This window comes from Psychroserpens sp. S379A, from assembly GCF_049800755.1.
Taxonomy (GTDB): Bacteria; Bacteroidota; Bacteroidia; order Flavobacteriales; family Flavobacteriaceae; genus Psychroserpens.
Genome location: NZ_JBNAFQ010000002.1, coordinates 398,697 through 417,053, shown reverse-complemented (window position 1 = coordinate 417,053; position 18,357 = coordinate 398,697). Strand labels below are relative to the sequence as shown.

The following is an 18,357-nucleotide window of genomic DNA, read 5'->3' as shown; positions in this document are numbered from 1 at the left end:
ATAGGTCAGCTAAAATCGTATTTTTTTAATAAAAATGAAAGTTTGACTAGACAATTTAACAAGACCTGTAAGATTCTTCCGAAAAACCTAAGGTGTTATTCTAATATAGCAGCAATTCCAGGCAATGTTTTCCCTTCAAGGCTTTCGAGCATTGCTCCTCCTCCTGTACTTACGTAACTCACTTTATTTTCAAAGCCAAATTGTTTAACTGCTGCAACAGAATCGCCTCCACCAACAAGTGAAAAAGCTCCATTTGCAGTGGCTTCAGCAATTGAGTTTCCTAAAGCTATGGTTCCGTTTGCAAAATTTTCCATTTCAAAAACACCTAATGGTCCATTCCATAAAATGGTTTTACATTGCATCACTACATTATGAAAGTTTTCTTTAGATTTTGGACCAACGTCTAAACCTTGCCAACCATTTGGTATTTTATCTACATCAACTATTTGAGTGTCTGCATCATTACTAAAAGCATTTGCGGCTATTACATCTATTGGTAAATGAATTTGAACATTTTTTGCTTTAGCTTGCTTTATAATTTCAAGAGCCAATTCTATCTTATCGTCTTCGCAAATAGAAGCTCCAATTTGTCCACCTTGAGCTTTTATAAAGGTAAAAGTCATTCCTCCTCCAACAATTAAATGGTCAACCTTGTCCAAAATATTTTCAATAATTGTGATTTTTGAAGACACTTTTGCGCCACCAAGAACTGCTAAAACAGGTTTTTCTCCTGTTTCCATAACTTTTTTAATACTTTCAATTTCTTGAGCTAAAAGATGTCCGAAACATTTGTACTCTGGAAAAAATTGAGCTATAATAGTCGTTGAAGCATGCGCTCTGTGTGCTGTTCCAAAGGCATCATTAACATAAATGTCTCCCAATTTAGATAGTGCTTCGGCAAAGGCCAAATCACCTTGTTTCTCTTCGTCATGGAAACGTAAGTTCTCTAACAATAAAATTTCACCTGGATTTAAATTCTCGGCTGCTGCTTCAGCTTCAGCACCAATACAATGCTCAACAAATTTTACTTCAACTCCTAAAACATCTTCAACTTTACTAATAATATGACGTAATGAAAATTCGTCTTGAACACCTTTTGGTCGTCCTAGATGCGACATTAAAATACAGCTTCCACCATCTTCAAGAATCTTTATAATTGTAGGTTTTGCTGATACAATTCTGGTGGCATCGGTTACTTCGAAGCTATCGCTTAAAGGCACATTGAAATCGACACGTATTAATGCTTTTTTCTTATCAAAATTGAAATCATTTAAGGTTTTCATAAATCTGTTTTTAGAGAATTGTTCCGCAAATGTAACCAATAAAAAAGTTTGACAAAAGATGTTTTATTGTGAAAATGTTTGCGCAAATTAATATGATAAAAAAAGTATCTTTACGCCATGCTATTTGAAGACATTTTAGGACAAGAACATATTAAAAATCATCTAACAAAAAGTGCAGATCGTGGTCGAGTACCTCACGCACAATTATTTGTTGGTCCTGAAGGTTCTGGAACATTACCAATGGCTATTGCTTATGCACAGTATTTGTTATGTAAAAATACTGATGGCAAAAACACTAATGGCAATGAGGCATGCAATTTAAAGTTTAAAAACTTATCTCATCCTGATTTACATTTTGCATTTCCTGTAGCAACTACAGATAAGGTAAAAAGTCATCCTGTTTCAAAACACTTTATGGAAGAATGGCGACAGCTTATTGATAGACAGCCTTATGGAAATTTATTTGATTGGTATCGCATTTTAGGAATTGATAATAAACAAGGACAAATTGGTGTTGACGAATCTCAAGATATCGTTAAAACTTTATCGTTAAAAGCTTATGAAGGTGGTTACAAAGTGATGCTAATTTGGAGGGCTGAAAAAATGAATGTTTCGGCTTCAAACAAATTGTTGAAACTTATTGAAGAACCACCAAACAATACCATTTTTATTCTTATTGCTGAAGATGAAGAACAAATTATAAACACCATTCGCTCACGTTGTCAAGTGTTACATTTTCCGCCTTTAGCCGAAGATGTAATTAAAGGTGCTTTGATTAAAAATTATCAAATTCCCGAAACAGATGCTATCAAAATTGCGCATCAAGCTAATGGAAATTACAATAAAGCATGTGATTTAGTTTATAATGATAGTGAAGACACACAATTTGAAGACTGGTTTGTGTTTTGGATTCGCTCTGCCTTTAAAGCCAAAGGCAATAAAAGCGCAATTCATGATTTAATCTCTTGGAGCGAAACCATCGCTAAAACAGGTAGAGAAACTCAAAAGCAATTTCTAAATTTTTGTCTCGATTTCTTCAGACAAGCTTTGCTTCTAAATTACAAGGCTGAAGCATTAGTGTTTATAGAGCCAAAAACATCTTTTAAGCTTGAAAAATTTGCACCATTTGTTCATGGAAATAACATCATGGAAATTTCTGAAGAGCTTCAAGACGCCATCTATCATATAGAACGAAACGGAAACTCAAAAATTATTTTAACTGATTTGTCTATAAAACTCACTCGATTATTGCATAAAAAAACCTGAGTATAAAACTGTTACAAGCCATTTAAAAAAACCAGTATCTACATTTTAAAATGGATTATTCTGAAACAAATAGATTATCAAGACTAACAGCAATTTTAATTCAATTACAGACTAAACGAATTGTAACTGCCTCGGAATTAGCTGCTAAATTTAATGTTAGTAAAAGAACTATCTACAGAGATATAAAAGCATTAGAGCAATCTGGTGTTCCTGTATTTGCAGAAGAAGGAAAGGGTTATACTTTAATGGAAGGATACAAAATTCCACCTGTAATGTTTACCGAAAAACAAGCAAATGCTTTAATTCTTGCTGAACAGTTAGTACTAAATAGTAAAGATGCTTCTTTTGTAAAAGACTATTTGGAAGCAATGGATAAAATTAAATCCGTTTTAAAATATACAACAAAAGAAAGAGCTAATATACTGCTTGATCGTACGCGTTATGACCAAAACATAAATCGAGAAAGAAATAGTAATAATTTATCCGATTTACAAAATGCCTTAACCAATTACAACCTTGTTAGAATAGAATATATCAATAAAGAGAACACTACTTCTACTAGAGTAATAGAGCCTTTCGCAATATTAAATTCTGAAAATTGGTATTTAGTTGCATGGTGTCGCTTGCGTAACGAGTTTAGATTTTTTAGACCAGACCGAATTCAAAAAATGGAAATTCTAACAGAAAAATTCGAACCTCATAAAATGACTTTACAAGAATATTTTGATAAATATCATTAACTGTTTTTGACCCTTGCCATAAGGCTGTCATCGGCTGGATTTACTTTTGCATTACAATAGTTTACAAACAATAAATTACAAATGTAATGGACAAAAAAAATAATTCGGTTGACTTTCCTAATCCCACTATGATTTCAGTTAATGGTATAGAACTTGAAATATTTGAAGCTGGTAAACAGAATAAAGGAAAGCCAATTGTGCTCTGTCATGGTTTTCCAGAAAATGCATTTTCTTGGCGTTTTCAAGTTCCTAAACTTGTACAAGCTGGTTATCACATTATTATTCCAAATCAAAGAGGTTATGGAAAGTCATCTTGCCCAACCGAAATAACAGAGTACGATATTGAACATTTAACAGGAGATCTAATCGCTCTACTCGACCATTACGAATATGAAAAAGCCACTTTTATAGGTCATGATTGGGGAGCAAATATCGTATGGAGCCTTGCTTTATTACATCCTGAACGAGTAGAAAACATAATAAATTTAGCTTTACCTTATCAAGTACGAGGAGAAAAGCCTTGGATTGAATGGATGGAGGAAATATTTGGAGCAGATAACTATTTTGTTCACTTTAATAGACAAGTAGGAGTAGCAGATGCTATATTGAATGAAAATAAATTTCAGTTTCTTAATAATTTATTCCGAAAAAATGTACCTCCTGCAATCCCTGAACCAGGAATGCTAATGATTAACCTTGCAAGAGCAGAACAACCACTTGGTGAACCAATAATGAGTGACAATGAATTAGCTGTTTATGTTTCTGCTTTCGAAATATCAGGATTTACTGGAGGCATAAATTGGTACAGAAACCTTGACCGAAATTGGCATCTTCTAACAGATATAAACCCAATCATTCAACATCCTACGCTTATGATATATGGTGAACAGGATATGATTCCTAAGTTAGAAAATCTAAAAGATTTCGTACCTAATGTAGAAATTATTAGTTTAGATTGTGGCCATTGTATTCAACAAGAAAAACCAGAAGAAACTAATCAGGCGATTTTAAAATGGTTACAACAATAGTAATGTCTAAAAGAGAAATAGAAACATATTACCCTAAAAATCGAGCTGTTTGGTAAATTTAGTTAAAATCATCTTTAATTTTTTTCTTTCTTCCCAAATTAAAGACACCTACTTTAAGTCCAATCATTATTGAGTAACCGTTTAGGTTTCCTTTTTTTTCGAAAGGAGCAAGATCATATTCACTAGTAAATCGATATCTAATTCCTGTTTCAAGTTGTGTATATCGAGAAAAATTATATAAAATATTAATTCCTGGCTCAACTATAAAAAAACTATCAAAATCACCATCTTCAAATTCAATATCTTCATTTTCTACTGTGTCAATACCACTATATGATACTGCTCCACCACCTATTAACATTGGAAAAGATAAACTAATAAAACGTTCGCCAAATAAAATTGGTTCTAAGTGAAAACCACCATAACCTCCAAACATTGCAACTTCATCACCATCAAATAACTCTGGTTGTGTATTTGGTCTGGAATTGATGAAGCCTGTTGCGGCAAACCCAACTTCTAATCGACGATTAGCAACATATGCCAATTTGATAGTTGCAAAACCTGTATCTTCTCCATCCATTCTTCCGTAGTGCACACCTAATCCTAAATAAACTCCATGAACGACATTTTCTCTATCGTCGAACTCTACATAGCCTTTTGTTTCCTCTGTTTGTGCACACAATAGATTGGCACTAACAAAGGCTAACGCTAGAATAATTATTTTTTTCATTTGATTGATTGATTTTATAGTTCTTTTAAAATGATAACTCCCTTTATTCCTTTAAAATAGAACGCTCCTTCTCCTTGCTCTTTATATGATGCTGTAATATTTCTTATTTTGTTTTTTTCATCAATAACTTCACTTGAAATATTATGAAGAGATTTAGGAATGCGCAAAACACCTTGTTCTAATCTAGCATCAAATTTAAAGTTCGTTTCAGAGATATTTACATATACTTCAGAAGACCTCTGATTAATGGTTAATTTAGGATATGCTGTGTTAAACTTAAGCAACCTTAACTCGGCCAAACTTAAATCTAAATTTACATTACTAGAAACGTTATTAAACACTAGTGTAGAGTATTTAACAGTTCCGAAAACTTTATGTATTTGATTGGCTTCAAACTCATCTTTGTTTGAAATTAATTCTAAGCTTTCTACAGTACCTAAAGTTATTTCTGATCCATCGGAATCTAACTTTAGTTGCTTAGAATTACTAATTGAAATTGAAGCCTCTTTTGCTGTTACTTTTGATTCTAAAAGCGTATTGGCTCTAAGTTTTCCGTAATCTATTGATACATCTGAATTGGTAATAGTATCTAAAATTCTAATGTCTCCATGTTCTACATTTGTTTTTAGCTCTCCATTCCAATCAGAAATCACCAAATCTCCATATCTATTGAGTATTTCAATTTTAGCATATTTTGGTAATGATATTGTATAGTTTATTACTGTATTTGCTTTTTCGTTATTAAACGGATCTATTTTATTAAGGTATTTAGTAAAAAAGCCTGTGTTTTTATTTGATATTTCTGATTTAACAACAACAAGTTTGTTTGACGCTTCAATATTGCTATGAATTAAACTTAAAAGCTCTTGTGCTTTTTCGGTGTTTTTTCCGTTAGCCTCAATATTTACAACTATTTCAATTTGGTCTTTATCCCAACCACTTATAACGACATCTCCATACTTATTCTCTAAATATAAAGCTCCATTATTTGTTAAAGGATATGTTTTCTTTATTTGCTTTGATAGCTTGTTTTGTCCTTGTACTTTATATGAAAGCAGCACTAAAACACTACAAATAACTATTTTATAAAATAAGTTCGCCTTCATCAATATTAGTTTTTGTTTGGTAGGATCTCTCTAGTAGATTCTCCATTAATTGTATTTTTTTTCTATAATTCTCAATAATTGCTTCAATAACCTTTTGATCGTTAATTCTTTCCTTAAGCTCCTGCTTTAGTGTATTATACTCTGAATCTAAATCGTCTATTAAAAGCAAGAAGTCTTCTTGATCTTCAATTGATAAGGTTTGACTATTTTTAATGAGTTGTATTTGGTTGTTTACTAGTGACTTGTAATAATTATCAATTTCATTAAGTTCTAGATTTACAATATCATTCTCAGACTCATTGCCGCTTAATCTATAAAATGAAAAAGTAAAACCTAATACTATGATAATGCTTGCGGCAATCTTGAATACTGGTTGTTTCCATATAGGAATAACTTTCTGAGGTTGTTTGTCTTGTAGATTTTCATTAATGTTATCCCAAAGTTTTAACTTATGTACCTCGTCAAGTTTGTAATCGTCAAACTCTCTTTTATTTTCTACTATATACTTTTCTAATTCGTCCTTCATAATCAACTAATTAATTCAACCAACTTCTTTTTTGCTCTATGATATTGAGACTTAGAGGTTGACACACTAATTTCTAATATATCGCCAATCTCGTTATGATCATAACCTTCAATTAAATAGAGATTTATTATGGTTTGATAGCCATGAGGTAGCTTATTAATAGCGTCTTTTATTTTACTAATGTCTAGCGGATTATCTTCAATTTCTTCTGGTTCGGAAATCCAATAATCATGCTCTTCGATTGCAGTTAAAGGTATTCGCTTTACTTTTAAGTAGTTTATGCTTTTATTAACTACAATACGTTTTAGCCACGATCCAAAAGTGCTTTGATATTTAAATGTTTCTAAATGCCTAAATGCATCTGTAAAACTATCTTGTATGATGTCTTCTGCATCTTCTTTTATCTTAACAATTCTTATACTAACATTAAACATTGCGTCAACGTAAAGTGAATACAGCTTGTATTGCATTTTACGGTCACCCAATTTGCTCTTCTCTATGAGTTCTTTATGTGTAAATAGTATAGAATTATTCACTATTTCTTATAATACATGCAATATTTTAATCCTCTACATTATTAATAGACAATTAAAGTTATTAAAGGTTGCATTTTATTTTAAAAAAATGATTATCTGTTTCTTTAAGACAAATTTATGTAAAAAAGCTGCCTTTACAGGCAGCCAAAAAACGCTAAACAATCAATCTTAACATTAGAGTTTTTATAATTGAACTCATTGAGTTACTATTGAAATGTATAATTTACAGTATCATATTCGGTAAGTCTAAAGTATCCAAATGCATAATTTTCTGGGTTAGATGGATTAATACAGTTTCCTCTAATTTCAGCTGGAATAGAACTGAAAGGGTCTCCATTACTATCATATTGCTCAATTAATAATTGAAGGTAATTGTAAAACTGTTCGGAAACACCATACAATGAAATCTCAACTTCGTCACCTGGAATAAATTCTTGTAAATGTGGTTCATCTTCATCATCTCCATCTTTTTCAAAAAATTCATCCATTTCATTTCCATTTGTAAATTCATCTGATACGTCTTCAAGGGTTACGAACAAATCTCCTTCTTCTATAAAACTTATGAAATAGTAATTTTCTTCATCGATAGGGTCGTTCCAAAAAATGCTTACATCTAAAATCTCATCATCAAAACCTCCTTCTAAAGACTGTTCTACTCGTGTTATTGCAGGAACAGACATTAACGTTTCTGATGCTGTATATGTTTCGTTATTATAAACAACTTCAAGTGTATAAGAATTATTAATTATTGGAACAAAATTATTGATAGTATACGTACCATCATTTTGGTCTATAAAAACAAACTCATCTCCAGAGTTAGAGTTAGTTACTTTAACTGATGCGCCTGTAACAGCTGTATTGCTAGTAGTATCAAAAAAAGGTGTTGATAAACTTAATTTAATAGTTTGATTATTTCCTGTGGTTCCTTTTTGCCAATCTAAAGAGGCTTCAATTACCAAACGCTGAGGTGCTGTTGGTACATCTACATCTATAACATCTTCACAAGACGTGAAAATGATTAGAACTAATACTAAAACTGACTTTATATATATTTTCATGATATTAAAATTTAAAGTTGTACGTGATTGATGGTATGATTCCAAAAATTGAAATTCGAGTAGCTTCGTTTTGGCCAGTCTCTTCATTTTGTCCAAAAGAAATTGAAGCTGCATTTTTTCTATTATAAGCATTATAAACACCAAATACCCACTCTCCTTTCCAACGTCTATCTGGTTTTCTGTTAGGTTTATATGTGGCAGATATATCTAATCTATGGTAAGCTGGCAAACGGTTTTCATTTCTACCAGAAAAGCTTGCTATAGATAAGCCTTCGTATTCGTATTGTCCATTTGGATAAGTTACAGGTCTTCCTGTTTGAAAAACTAAATTGCCACTAAAACTCCACTTATCATTAAGTTTATACATTCCTGTTAATGAGATATCGTGAGTCCTGTCGTAAGGAGTATTGTACCAGTTTCCTTTGTTAATTCCTGGTCCACCAGCTTTACCTCCTAACGTTTTTTGCTCAGATTTTGATAATGTATAAGCTAACCATCCTGTAAACTTACCTTTGTTTTTTCTGAGTAATATTTCTAAACCATAGGCTCTGGCTTTACCATTTAGTATTTCGGTCTCTATTGTATTTGTGCCAATTAAATTAGAACCATCTACATAATCTATTCTGTTTTTAATTTTTTTATAATAGCCTTCTACCTCTAAAGAATATGTATTGTCTTTAAAGTTTTTATAATAACCTATGGCATATTGATTAGATAATTGAGGTTTAATATACTTACCACTTGGTGTCCAAACATCTAATGGTGTTACAGCTGTAGTGTTTGATAATAGGTGTAAATATTGAGAAGATTTGGTATAACTAGCTTTTACAGAAGAAGATTCGTTTAGTTGATAAGACAATCCTAGTCTAGGTTCAAAATTGTTGAATGTTTTGATGCTTTCACTTTTTTTATAAAACGTTTCGCTTGTTTCCTCTCCTTCTTCATAGATACCTAATTGACTATTATATACAACCGGTTGATCATTGACATAATTAGTTAAATTTTGACCACCAAGTCTAGAAAATCTACTATAACGCAATCCATATTGAGCTGTTAATTTATTTGTGATTTTATGCTCTGCGCTAATATACAATCCGCTTTCAAAAGCCCGTTTCTGTTCTAGCTTGAGGTAGTTAATTGGAGAATTTTCATCTGTTGGTTTTACTTCACCTGGATTAAGGTTATATAGTATTCCGCTCAATCCAAAATCTAATTTAATTTTTTCATTTAAATAATATTTAAAATCATATTTAAGGTTGTAGTTTTTGATATCAGCGATCCAATCTAATTGAACAAAATCTAAAATAACTTGATAATCATACTTACTATAAATTAAGGATAGATTAGAAAACAGTTTGTCATTGAATATATGGTTCCATCTTAAATTACCAGACATATTACCATATCTGTTTTTTACAATGTTTGATAAGTCAAAAATATCTCTTCCAAAGTAACCAGATAAGTAGATACGGTTATTTTCATTTATCTCATAATTGGTTTTTAAATTTAGATCATAAAAAGAGATTTTATCGTCTTTAACTTCTTCAATAGCTGGCATAAACAAATGAGCATAAGAGGTTCGGCCTGCTACTAAAAACGATCCCTTGTCTTTAAAAACAGGAGCTTCAGCTGTTAATCTGCTAGATATTAATCCAACACCTCCTGTTAATGCAAAGTCTTTACTATTCCCATCTTTTTGCCTTACATCTAAAACTGAAGAAACTCTACCACCAAATTTAGCTGGAATATCTCCTTTATACAATTTTATGTCTTTGATAGCATCGTTATTAAAGACTGAGAAGAAACCAAAAAAGTGTGAAGTATTGTATATTATTGCTTCATCAAGAAGCACTAAGTTTTGATCTGCTGCACCTCCTCTTACGTTAAAACCTCCTGTTCCTTCACCATTATTTGTTACACCTGGAAGCATTTGTATTGATTTTATTACATCTACTTCTCCTAATACTGCTGGCATTTGTTTTATTGTTGCTGCATTAAGTTTTGTAACACTCATTTGAGGTTTTCTAATATTAACCCTTTCCGGTTCGTCTGCGACGATAACGACTTCGTCTAACTGCGTTGAAAGTTCTTTGATCTCAAAGTTTAATGTTTGGTCAACATCAAGAATTATTTCTCTTGTGATCTCTTCGTATCCTAAATAAGACACTACAAGTGTGTACGTTCCTTTTGGAGCTGTTATTGAGAAAAAACCATATTCATTTGACATAGAGCCATTGGTGGTTCCCTTTAAAAAAACAGAAGCTCCTAACAAGGTTTCACCATTTTTGGTGTCCTTAATTATTCCCCTAACTGTGTAGGTTTCTTGGGCAAATAAAATAGCACTAAAGGCAAGGCAAATGCCTAAAAAAATGTGTTTCATAATTAATGTATTCGTTTTTTGATTGATTTTATAATACCATAGACAACGCAAAAAAATAAGGGTTGCATATAAAAACAACTAAATTTAAATTTATGCGTTGCTATAAAACATATCATGCTAAAAAAAAAGAGACTATAAAAGCCTCTTTAAACGTAATTGTATCATATTATGCTTTAATTTTATTTGCTATCTGCGTTAAGAGCATCTATTATTACTTGAGTAATATCGCTAGAATCTTCACCATACATTACACTTCCAGCATCATTTGCTCCAAGAATAAAAGCATATTTATTTTTCTTTCCGTAATCTTTTACAAATGCCTTAACTTCTTTTATAAGTGTGTCTATTTGCTTTTGACCTTCAGCTTGCAATGTTTGCTCTTCGGCTTTTAGCTGATAATCTTGCATCTGCTTTTTCTGAATTAAAACTTGATACTCAGTCTCAGCCTTTTTCTTTGACATAGCTGCTGCTTTGGTTTGAAACAATTGCGCTTCCATTTGAATAGCCTTATCTAGGCTATCTGCTTTTTTATTAAAGGCATCAATTTTTACTTGAAACTTCTTTTCGAAATCTACTTTCTTTTGAAATTCATTTACAACTTTGGCATTATCGATATATGCAATTTTTTGTTGTTCTTGACAAGATGCGAAAACAAGTGTTATAGACAACACTGCTAATAATTTTTTCATTTTAAGTTTTTTAAATTTTTGCAAATGTATGAAAGTGGTTGTACTAATTCTTTAAAATTTAGAATTATAAATAATATCAATGCATACAGAAAATAGCATTGCTAATGCCTATTAAAAAACAACACCTGTAGACGCTTTAATTTGATGTTTATAAAACAGCAATGGAATAATATACTATTAAGCACAAACCTTTCTTAAATCGTCTAAAATTAATTTTTAGGTCTTCTTAATGATATAAATCAATGAGGAATATTCACTAGATCGTTTTCCTTTAAGATTAGATCGCCAACCAATCCAAAATGCTTTAAAAGGATTCATAAAGCCATTTTTATATTTTTCAGATAGTAATGACACATAATACGAATCAAACGACATTGGTTTTATTTTTACTAATTGCATCCCTTGCTGTTGAACCAATTTAGAAATAGATTGCTGTGAAAAGTGCCATAAGTGTCTTGGTGCATCAAAAGCTGCCCAATATTTTTTATAGTACAAAGCATCAAAACTTTTATAATTTGGAACAGCAATAATTAATCGACCATTGGGTTTTAAAAGGGATTCAAAAATTGAAATATGATTTTCTAATTTTGGTAAATGCTCTAACACATGCCAAAGTGTAATCACATCAAAACTTTGTGGTTTAAATTTTAATAATTGATCACTATCAAACACAAAATTACCTGTTTTACCATTAGCTATTTTTCTCGCATTTGAATTAGGTTCAATTCCTGAAACCTGCCAATTATTTTCTTTGGCGATTTTTAAAAAATCTCCTGTTCCGCAGCCTACATCTAAAAGTCGTTTATCTGAAAAACTAAAAGAATTAATTAGATTTAGTTTCCGTTTTAAAGCTATAGATTTAACAAACTGGTACGCCTTTTCAAACCAATTACGCTTAGCGTCTGTGTGAGAAATATAATCTTCACTTTGATAATATTTTGGCAACTGTTCTTCTGAAGGTCGAGGATGCGTTTCTAGCATATCTAATGCTTCATTATAGAGCAGTTCAAAATCCTCTCCAGAAACTGAGTGGTCTTTAACTTTTAGATAGATGTGTTTTTTGCTCATATTTTGGTTACTTCAAGAGCCTCAGCAACCGATTGAGTTTTGGTGATTGAGGCTCTCGAAATCACCAAATGTTCCACGTGAAACATCTGCTACTTATCGACCTAAATACACTAATAAGACTGAAACATCTGCTGGTGATACTCCAGAAATTCTTGAGGCTTGTGAAATGGTTACAGGTTGAATTTTAGATAATTTTTGCTTAGCCTCTGTACTCATTGATTTGAGTTGTTCATAATCAAAATTACGAGGTATTTTTACATTTTCAAGTCGATTTAATTTATCAGCATTATTGCGTTCTTTCTCAATATAACCAGAGTATTTAACTTGAATTTCTGTTTGTTCAATCACTTCTCGATCTAATTCATGTTCTTGAATATACTGTTCAACTGCTTTAAATTGACGCATATCTTCAATAGCAATATTAGGACGAGCAAACAACTTAAACATCTTATCAGACTGCTTTACCAAAGATGACTTTTTTGCTTCTAAAACCGGATTTGCTTCTTCAGGCTTCACGCTAGTTGTTCTAAAAAAATCTACAAAATCTTTAGACTGCTTATGTTTTTCTTCCATACGACGCAAACGATTTTCACTAGCTAAACCTAAATCAAATCCTTTTGGAGTTAATCTAAAATCTGCATTATCTTGTCGTAACAAGGTTCTATATTCTGCTCTAGAGGTAAACATACGATAAGGCTCTTCAGTTCCTTTAGTTATTAAATCGTCTATTAAAACACCAATATATGCTTCATTACGTTTTAATATAAATTCCTCCTTTTCTTGAACCTTTAACGCTGCATTTATTCCTGCCATCAAACCTTGTGACGCAGCTTCTTCATAACCTGTAGTTCCATTAATTTGACCAGCAAAAAACAGTCCGTCAACTAATTTTGTTTCTAGAGTATGTTTCAATTGTGTTGGCGGAAAATAATCGTATTCAATTGCATAACCAGGTCTAAAAAATTTGACATTTTCAAAGCCAGCAACAGACTTTAATGCTTTAAATTGAACATCTTCAGGTAAGGATGTAGAGAATCCATTGACATAAACCTCAACTGTATTCCAACCCTCAGGCTCTACAAATAATTGATGTCTTTCTTTATCTGCAAATCGATTAATTTTATCTTCAATTGAAGGACAATAACGTGGTCCAGTACTTTTAATTCTACCATTAAACATTGGTGAACGCTCAAAGCCTTCACGTAACAAATCGTGCACTTCAGGACTCGTATACGTCATATGACACGAACGCTGTTCTGTTAATGGTTTAATATGCTCTAAATATGAAAATTTTTCAGGATACTCATCTCCTGGTTGTTCAATCATTTTAGAATAATCTAAAGATCGACCATCTACTCTAGGAGGCGTTCCTGTTTTCATGCGTCCAGATTCAAAACCTAGATCTATAAGTTGTTCAGTAATACCTGTAGCTGCTCTTTCTCCTGCTCTTCCTCCTCCAAAATTTTTGTCACCAATATGAATTAGTCCGTTTAAAAATGTTCCGTTTGTAAGCACTACGGTTTTTGCTTTAACCTCTAATCCCAAAGATGTTTTAACACCAACAACTTTATCTTTTTCAACCAACAAACCAGAAACCATTTCTTGATAAAAATCTAAGTTATTGGTCTGTTCTAAAAGCAATCTCCAATCTTCAGCAAAACGCATGCGATCACTTTGAACTCTCGGACTCCACATAGCTGGTCCTTTAGATTTGTTCAACATCTTGAATTGAATTGCAGAAGTATCGCTTACAATTCCGCTATAACCACCTAAAGCATCAATCTCTCTAACGATTTGTCCTTTAGCAATTCCTCCCATAGCTGGATTACAAGACATTTGAGCAATGTTTTGTAAATTCATAGTAATAAGAAGTGTTTTGCTTCCCATATTTGCCGCTGCAGCAGCAGCTTCGCTTCCTGCATGACCAGCTCCAACTACTATAACATCATATACCTCGTTAAACATAATCTATAAAATTGTTCCACGTGGAACATTAGTTTTTAAAATTTTCAGTTTGCAAATATACGCCTAAATCCGAATATATTAAGATAGTTGATTGATATAGAAATCTTCTTTTGAGCGCATTGTAAGTTTATCAGATTCTGATTTATCTTTATAACCACAATAATGAAGCACTCCATGTACCATAACACGCTTTAGTTCTTCTGTGAACTCTACATTAAAATCTTTAGCATTATCTGCTACTCTTTCAATCGAAATGTAAATATCTCCATGTAGTTCTTTTCCTACGGAATAATCAAAACTAATAATGTCTGTTAAGGTATCGTGATTTAGATATTTCAAATTAATATCATGTAAGTAATCATCACTACAAAAAATGTAGTTAATATCACCTTCACGGCAATCTTCGGAAACAATCACATTAGAAATCCACTTAGAAAAATCTTGTGCCTTAGATAACTTAAAATCGGTTTCGTAGTTAAAGCTGATCATTGGTTTTTTTAAAATACTCTTGGACTTTCTTTTTGTAAACGTCCTGCAAAGGTAAGGCTTGTCTGTTTAAAATTTCAGTTGTGTTAAAATATTCTTTTGCAGTAGGTAGCTTATTATTGCTTGTGTTTTTAAACGTTGTGTTATCAGTTTCGGATTTGCGTTTATTATCTTCGCCTTGCATAAATGTTGCGTTTTCCATTTTCAATAATTGATGTTGTAAATCCATCATTTTTTGAAGTGTTTGGTTTGTAAATCCTTTATTGATCAAATCCAGCTCAACGTCTTCCATGTCTTTTAAAAGCTGCTTGCCTTGACCTTGTTTTCCTAATTCACCAAGTTTATTTTCTAGAGCTTGTCGCAATTGTTGTTGTTGTTGGTAAATTTTATACAATTCGCCATTTAAATCTTCGTTACTTCCTTCGCCTTCGCCTTGAGAATTTCCATTTTCTCCACCATCACCTTCACCTTGTTCTCCCTTTTTGCCTTTTTTTGATTTTTTCCCTTTACCTTCTTTATCTCCTTCTTTCTCACCTTCACCTTCTTTTTCTCCTTCGCCTTCTTGTGGCTTGCCTTGCTGACTTTTTTTCATACCATCTTTCATTTGCTCATTAAGCTGCTCCTGACTCATGATAATGTCTGGCAGTTGCATATCTCCTCCTCCTTGTCCCATTGAAGGATTCATTTGCATATTCATATTGTCAAGAATGTCACTTAAAAAACTCGCTAATTCATTAGTCGCTGTAATTGTGTATTGTTGCGCTGCTACACCTTGATGTAAGCGGTTTTCAGATAATTGTCCGAGTGATTTATCAATATTAAAATACACTTCTGTGATTTGCTTATTGACTTGCTCTGAAATTTTAGGCTGACGTAATGATAATGCAAACAAACTATCATCTACGTGTTCAAAGTGTTCTTTTAAGTTGCTTTGCTTTCTTAAAAATTTACCATATTCATTGTGGTTAATTTCTATGCTCTTAAACTGATCCATTAGACCTTCTTGATCAAACGAAAACAACACCAAATTATCTAAAATTTGTCTCAACATCGTAGCATCTTCTTGCATTTGATCACCACCACTCATTTGCATCATTTGAGCCATTTGTCCGCTCATTTCTTTCATTTTCTTTGCAGCTTGCTTTTGCTTCTTTTTAGCTTTTTGTTGTGGGCTTTGAGGTTGAGTTTCTTGTTGACTATCCTCTTGCTTCTCTTGTTCTTCTTGTTGTTCTTGTTTTTCGCCTTGTTCTCCAGACTCTTGCTTATCTTTTGCTTCTTGTTCTTTTTGCTCTAAAGCATCTGTCGCTTCTTGTTGGTCTTGCTTAATAGATTCCTCTGTTGGCTTATCTTGAGGCAGCTCTATAGGTTTTTTAAGTTCCTTGTTTTCTTTTTGAAGTTCATCCATTTCCTTTTGGAAATCTTCAAACTTTTTATTTAGTTTTTCTTGCGCTTCTTTAGTGTTGTTTTCTTCGCTTTCTTCTGAAAGTTTTTCTTGTTCTTCAGCCAACTGCTCTAATTCTTGCTGTAATTTTTCAGCCTTTTTAGCCACATAAAAACGTTTTGTTAGTTCCAAAAGTTGTTTTAAGCTTCGCTCTTTGTTTTTATTTTGTTTCGCTAATTCTTCAAGTTTTTGAGTGAGTTCTTCCTTTTGAATTTTATCTTGTAGTTTTTCTAACTCTTCTAAAAGCTTTTCATCTTGTTTAAGTTGTTCTTCATTCTCTTCAAGGCGTTGCTTTAAATCTTCTTTGAATTGGTCTTTTTCTTCGTTTTCGTTTTGAAATTCTTCTAAGTTTTCTTTGAGTTTCTTATTGAAGTTTTTCATCAACTGCTCCTGCTCTTTCTGTCGCTTTAAGAAATTTGAAAATTTCTTTTTATCATTGAAATTAAGTTCTTTCTTTTCTTTTTGTGTTTTAGAAAACTCTTCTAATTGTTTGTCTTGTTCTTTGAGTTTTTCAAAAGTTTTTCCAATATCTTTAATGGTTTCGTTTTGTTCTTGAAGTTGTTTTTGCTCTTCTTCTTCTTGAGTGAGTTTTCTATAATTGTAAACTGTACTCTTAGTGCTTTTATAATTATGAATTGCATCGTTATCAAACACTTGAAAATAGAATTCGTAGTCCACACCTTCCGTTAGGTTCAACTGATTTGGAAATGCGCTTACAAACTCATCGAAATTTGATTTTGATATGGAAATATTTTCAAAAGATTTTTCATTAGGATTTGTTGATGGATAATATACCAATTGTAGTTTGCTTAATCCATAATCATCACTCACTTGTCCGAAAAAATATAAGGTCTGGTTGTCCAACGAATCTTTTTCCATTTTAAGATTGAGTTCAGGATAACTATCTTTAATCACACTAAGTGAAAACGCTAAATTCTCATAGTCTTTAAGGTTTGCATTACTTGTGCTAATACTATAATCTGTGTTATTAAAAATACGCTTAGAGGCTTCAAAATTGCCTTTATTTAAGTGTTTAAAACGAAGTGTGTCTTTTGCATACAACGCAACTTCATCTGTAGATCGTGTAGAAACTTTCCAAGTTACATTAGTGCCTTCAGGAATAGTTGAATTTCCTGTACTTTTTAAAATCTCATCGTTCTTTTGTGTATAAGCAGGATAATCTAATACCATTTCAAAATTAACTAGCGTTGGTACTTTAATCACATCAATATTATAGTCCTTAGAGCGAACTTCGTTAGCCGATAAATTAAAGTTAAGCGCATCTTTTAATTGCGGAAACAGATACTCAAATTGTCCTGGAGCTATTTGTTGTAAAAAATAAGATTGTCCGTTATAATGAATCTGAGCATTGTCTGGAATCACATCACCTGCTGTATTGACCATAAGTTTGAATTCTTTGTTTTCAATTGCAGTCATGTTATCATTTGCAACAAAAAACTCAAAAGGAGCAGGTGGTTCATAAGCGGTTTGGTAGTTTACAACACGCTCATAACTATCACTAAACCAATCTATTTTACCAGTTAAATAAGATATTAGTAATATCACTATTGGAATGGCTGCATATTTTAAATACTTGGTGTTCTTTTTGAAATTAATAGCTAGCTTAAAAGGTATCGGACTTAATTCTGAAGATTTTTGCTCGATACTTGCTTCAAGAAGTTCAGACTGAATGCTATTGTGGTTTAATTGAAGCACATTAAGCAGTTTGTCATTAACTTCTGGAAAGTGATTGCCGATAATTAATGAAGCATCTTCATAATTAATGCCTTGTTTTAGCTTGAATAATTTAGCTAAAGGAAATGCAATAAACTTAGTGAATAAAGCCAGCTCAACAGCAACAAACACCCAAAACAAAATGGTTCTAGCTGTAGGATTGAGCCATAAAAAATACTCAATTAACAATGTTACAATTAAATACAGCAAGCCTATAGCGAAGAATAAAATCGCGCCTTTTAGTAATTCATTAGTGTAATATCTCCTAATAAATTGCTCTAACTTAGATTGTATGTTCTTGAAATTATTCAACATTTCCTA

The 18,357-nt window shown here is 32.1% G+C and carries 15 protein-coding genes; 3 read left to right on the top strand and 12 right to left on the bottom strand.

Features of this window, described 5'->3' with window-relative positions:
• Positions 1-95: 95 nt before the first annotated feature.
• Positions 96-1,283 carry a phosphoglycerate kinase gene (locus ACP15M_RS06630; protein ID WP_425076400.1) on the bottom strand — a complete coding sequence of 396 codons (1,188 nt, stop codon included), beginning with the start codon at positions 1,281-1,283 and terminating at the stop codon, positions 96-98.
• A 117-nt stretch (positions 1,284-1,400) separates the two neighbouring features.
• Here ACP15M_RS06630 and ACP15M_RS06625 point away from each other — a divergent pair, with 117 nt between their 5' ends.
• The 3 genes from ACP15M_RS06625 to ACP15M_RS06615 all read left to right on the top strand — a co-directional run bounded on the left by ACP15M_RS06625 (position 1,401) and on the right by ACP15M_RS06615 (position 4,317).
• Positions 1,401-2,549, top strand: coding sequence for an ATP-binding protein (locus tag ACP15M_RS06625; protein WP_425076399.1), 1,149 nt, complete (start codon positions 1,401-1,403; stop codon positions 2,547-2,549).
• A gap of 50 nt (positions 2,550-2,599) precedes the next feature.
• Positions 2,600-3,289: a helix-turn-helix transcriptional regulator gene (locus ACP15M_RS06620; protein WP_425076398.1), complete on the top strand. Its 690-nt coding sequence runs from the start codon at positions 2,600-2,602 to the stop codon at positions 3,287-3,289.
• A gap of 86 nt (positions 3,290-3,375) precedes the next feature.
• Positions 3,376-4,317 carry an alpha/beta fold hydrolase gene (locus ACP15M_RS06615; protein ID WP_425076397.1) on the top strand — a complete coding sequence of 314 codons (942 nt, stop codon included), beginning with the start codon at positions 3,376-3,378 and terminating at the stop codon, positions 4,315-4,317.
• Positions 4,318-4,375: 58 nt separating this feature from the next.
• On the opposite strand, the gene ACP15M_RS06610 is transcribed toward ACP15M_RS06615, so the two are convergent.
• The 11 genes from ACP15M_RS06610 to ACP15M_RS06560 form a co-directional block, all read right to left on the bottom strand.
• Positions 4,376-5,047, bottom strand: a complete 672-nt coding sequence (locus ACP15M_RS06610) for a hypothetical protein (protein ID WP_425076396.1) — start codon at positions 5,045-5,047, stop codon at positions 4,376-4,378.
• Positions 5,048-5,061: 14 nt separating this feature from the next.
• Entirely contained in the window at positions 5,062-6,153 is a 1,092-nt protein-coding gene (locus ACP15M_RS06605; protein WP_425076395.1) for a hypothetical protein, read from the bottom strand.
• The gene (locus tag ACP15M_RS06600; RefSeq protein WP_425076394.1) at positions 6,131-6,679 is read right to left on the bottom strand and encodes a hypothetical protein; all 549 of its coding nucleotides are present in this window, start codon (positions 6,677-6,679) and stop codon (positions 6,131-6,133) included. The genes ACP15M_RS06605 and ACP15M_RS06600 overlap by 23 nt, the downstream gene beginning before the upstream one ends.
• A gap of 2 nt (positions 6,680-6,681) precedes the next feature.
• Positions 6,682-7,215: an RNA polymerase sigma factor gene (locus ACP15M_RS06595; protein ID WP_425076393.1), complete on the bottom strand. Its 534-nt coding sequence runs from the start codon at positions 7,213-7,215 to the stop codon at positions 6,682-6,684.
• Positions 7,216-7,421: 206 nt separating this feature from the next.
• A complete protein-coding gene (locus ACP15M_RS06590; RefSeq protein WP_425076392.1) occupies positions 7,422-8,273 on the bottom strand; it encodes a DUF4249 domain-containing protein in 852 nt (283 codons plus the stop codon).
• Between the two features lie 4 nt (positions 8,274-8,277).
• Complete coding sequence (locus tag ACP15M_RS06585) at positions 8,278-10,653, bottom strand: TonB-dependent receptor (RefSeq protein WP_425076391.1); 2,376 nt, start codon at positions 10,651-10,653, stop codon at positions 8,278-8,280.
• A gap of 179 nt (positions 10,654-10,832) precedes the next feature.
• Complete coding sequence (locus tag ACP15M_RS06580) at positions 10,833-11,342, bottom strand: OmpH family outer membrane protein (RefSeq protein ID WP_425076390.1); 510 nt, start codon at positions 11,340-11,342, stop codon at positions 10,833-10,835.
• 216 nt (positions 11,343-11,558) lie between these two features.
• A complete protein-coding gene (locus ACP15M_RS06575; protein ID WP_425076389.1) occupies positions 11,559-12,410 on the bottom strand; it encodes a class I SAM-dependent methyltransferase in 852 nt (283 codons plus the stop codon).
• Positions 12,411-12,503: 93 nt separating this feature from the next.
• Positions 12,504-14,375, bottom strand: coding sequence for a tRNA uridine-5-carboxymethylaminomethyl(34) synthesis enzyme MnmG (mnmG, locus tag ACP15M_RS06570; RefSeq protein ID WP_425076388.1), 1,872 nt, complete (start codon positions 14,373-14,375; stop codon positions 12,504-12,506).
• 78 nt (positions 14,376-14,453) lie between these two features.
• Complete coding sequence (gene ybeY, locus ACP15M_RS06565) at positions 14,454-14,864, bottom strand: rRNA maturation RNase YbeY (RefSeq protein WP_425076387.1); 411 nt, start codon at positions 14,862-14,864, stop codon at positions 14,454-14,456.
• Complete coding sequence (locus ACP15M_RS06560; RefSeq protein WP_425076386.1) at positions 14,851-18,351, bottom strand: DUF4175 family protein; 3,501 nt, start codon at positions 18,349-18,351, stop codon at positions 14,851-14,853. The genes ybeY and ACP15M_RS06560 overlap by 14 nt, the downstream gene beginning before the upstream one ends.
• Positions 18,352-18,357 lie beyond the last annotated feature (6 nt).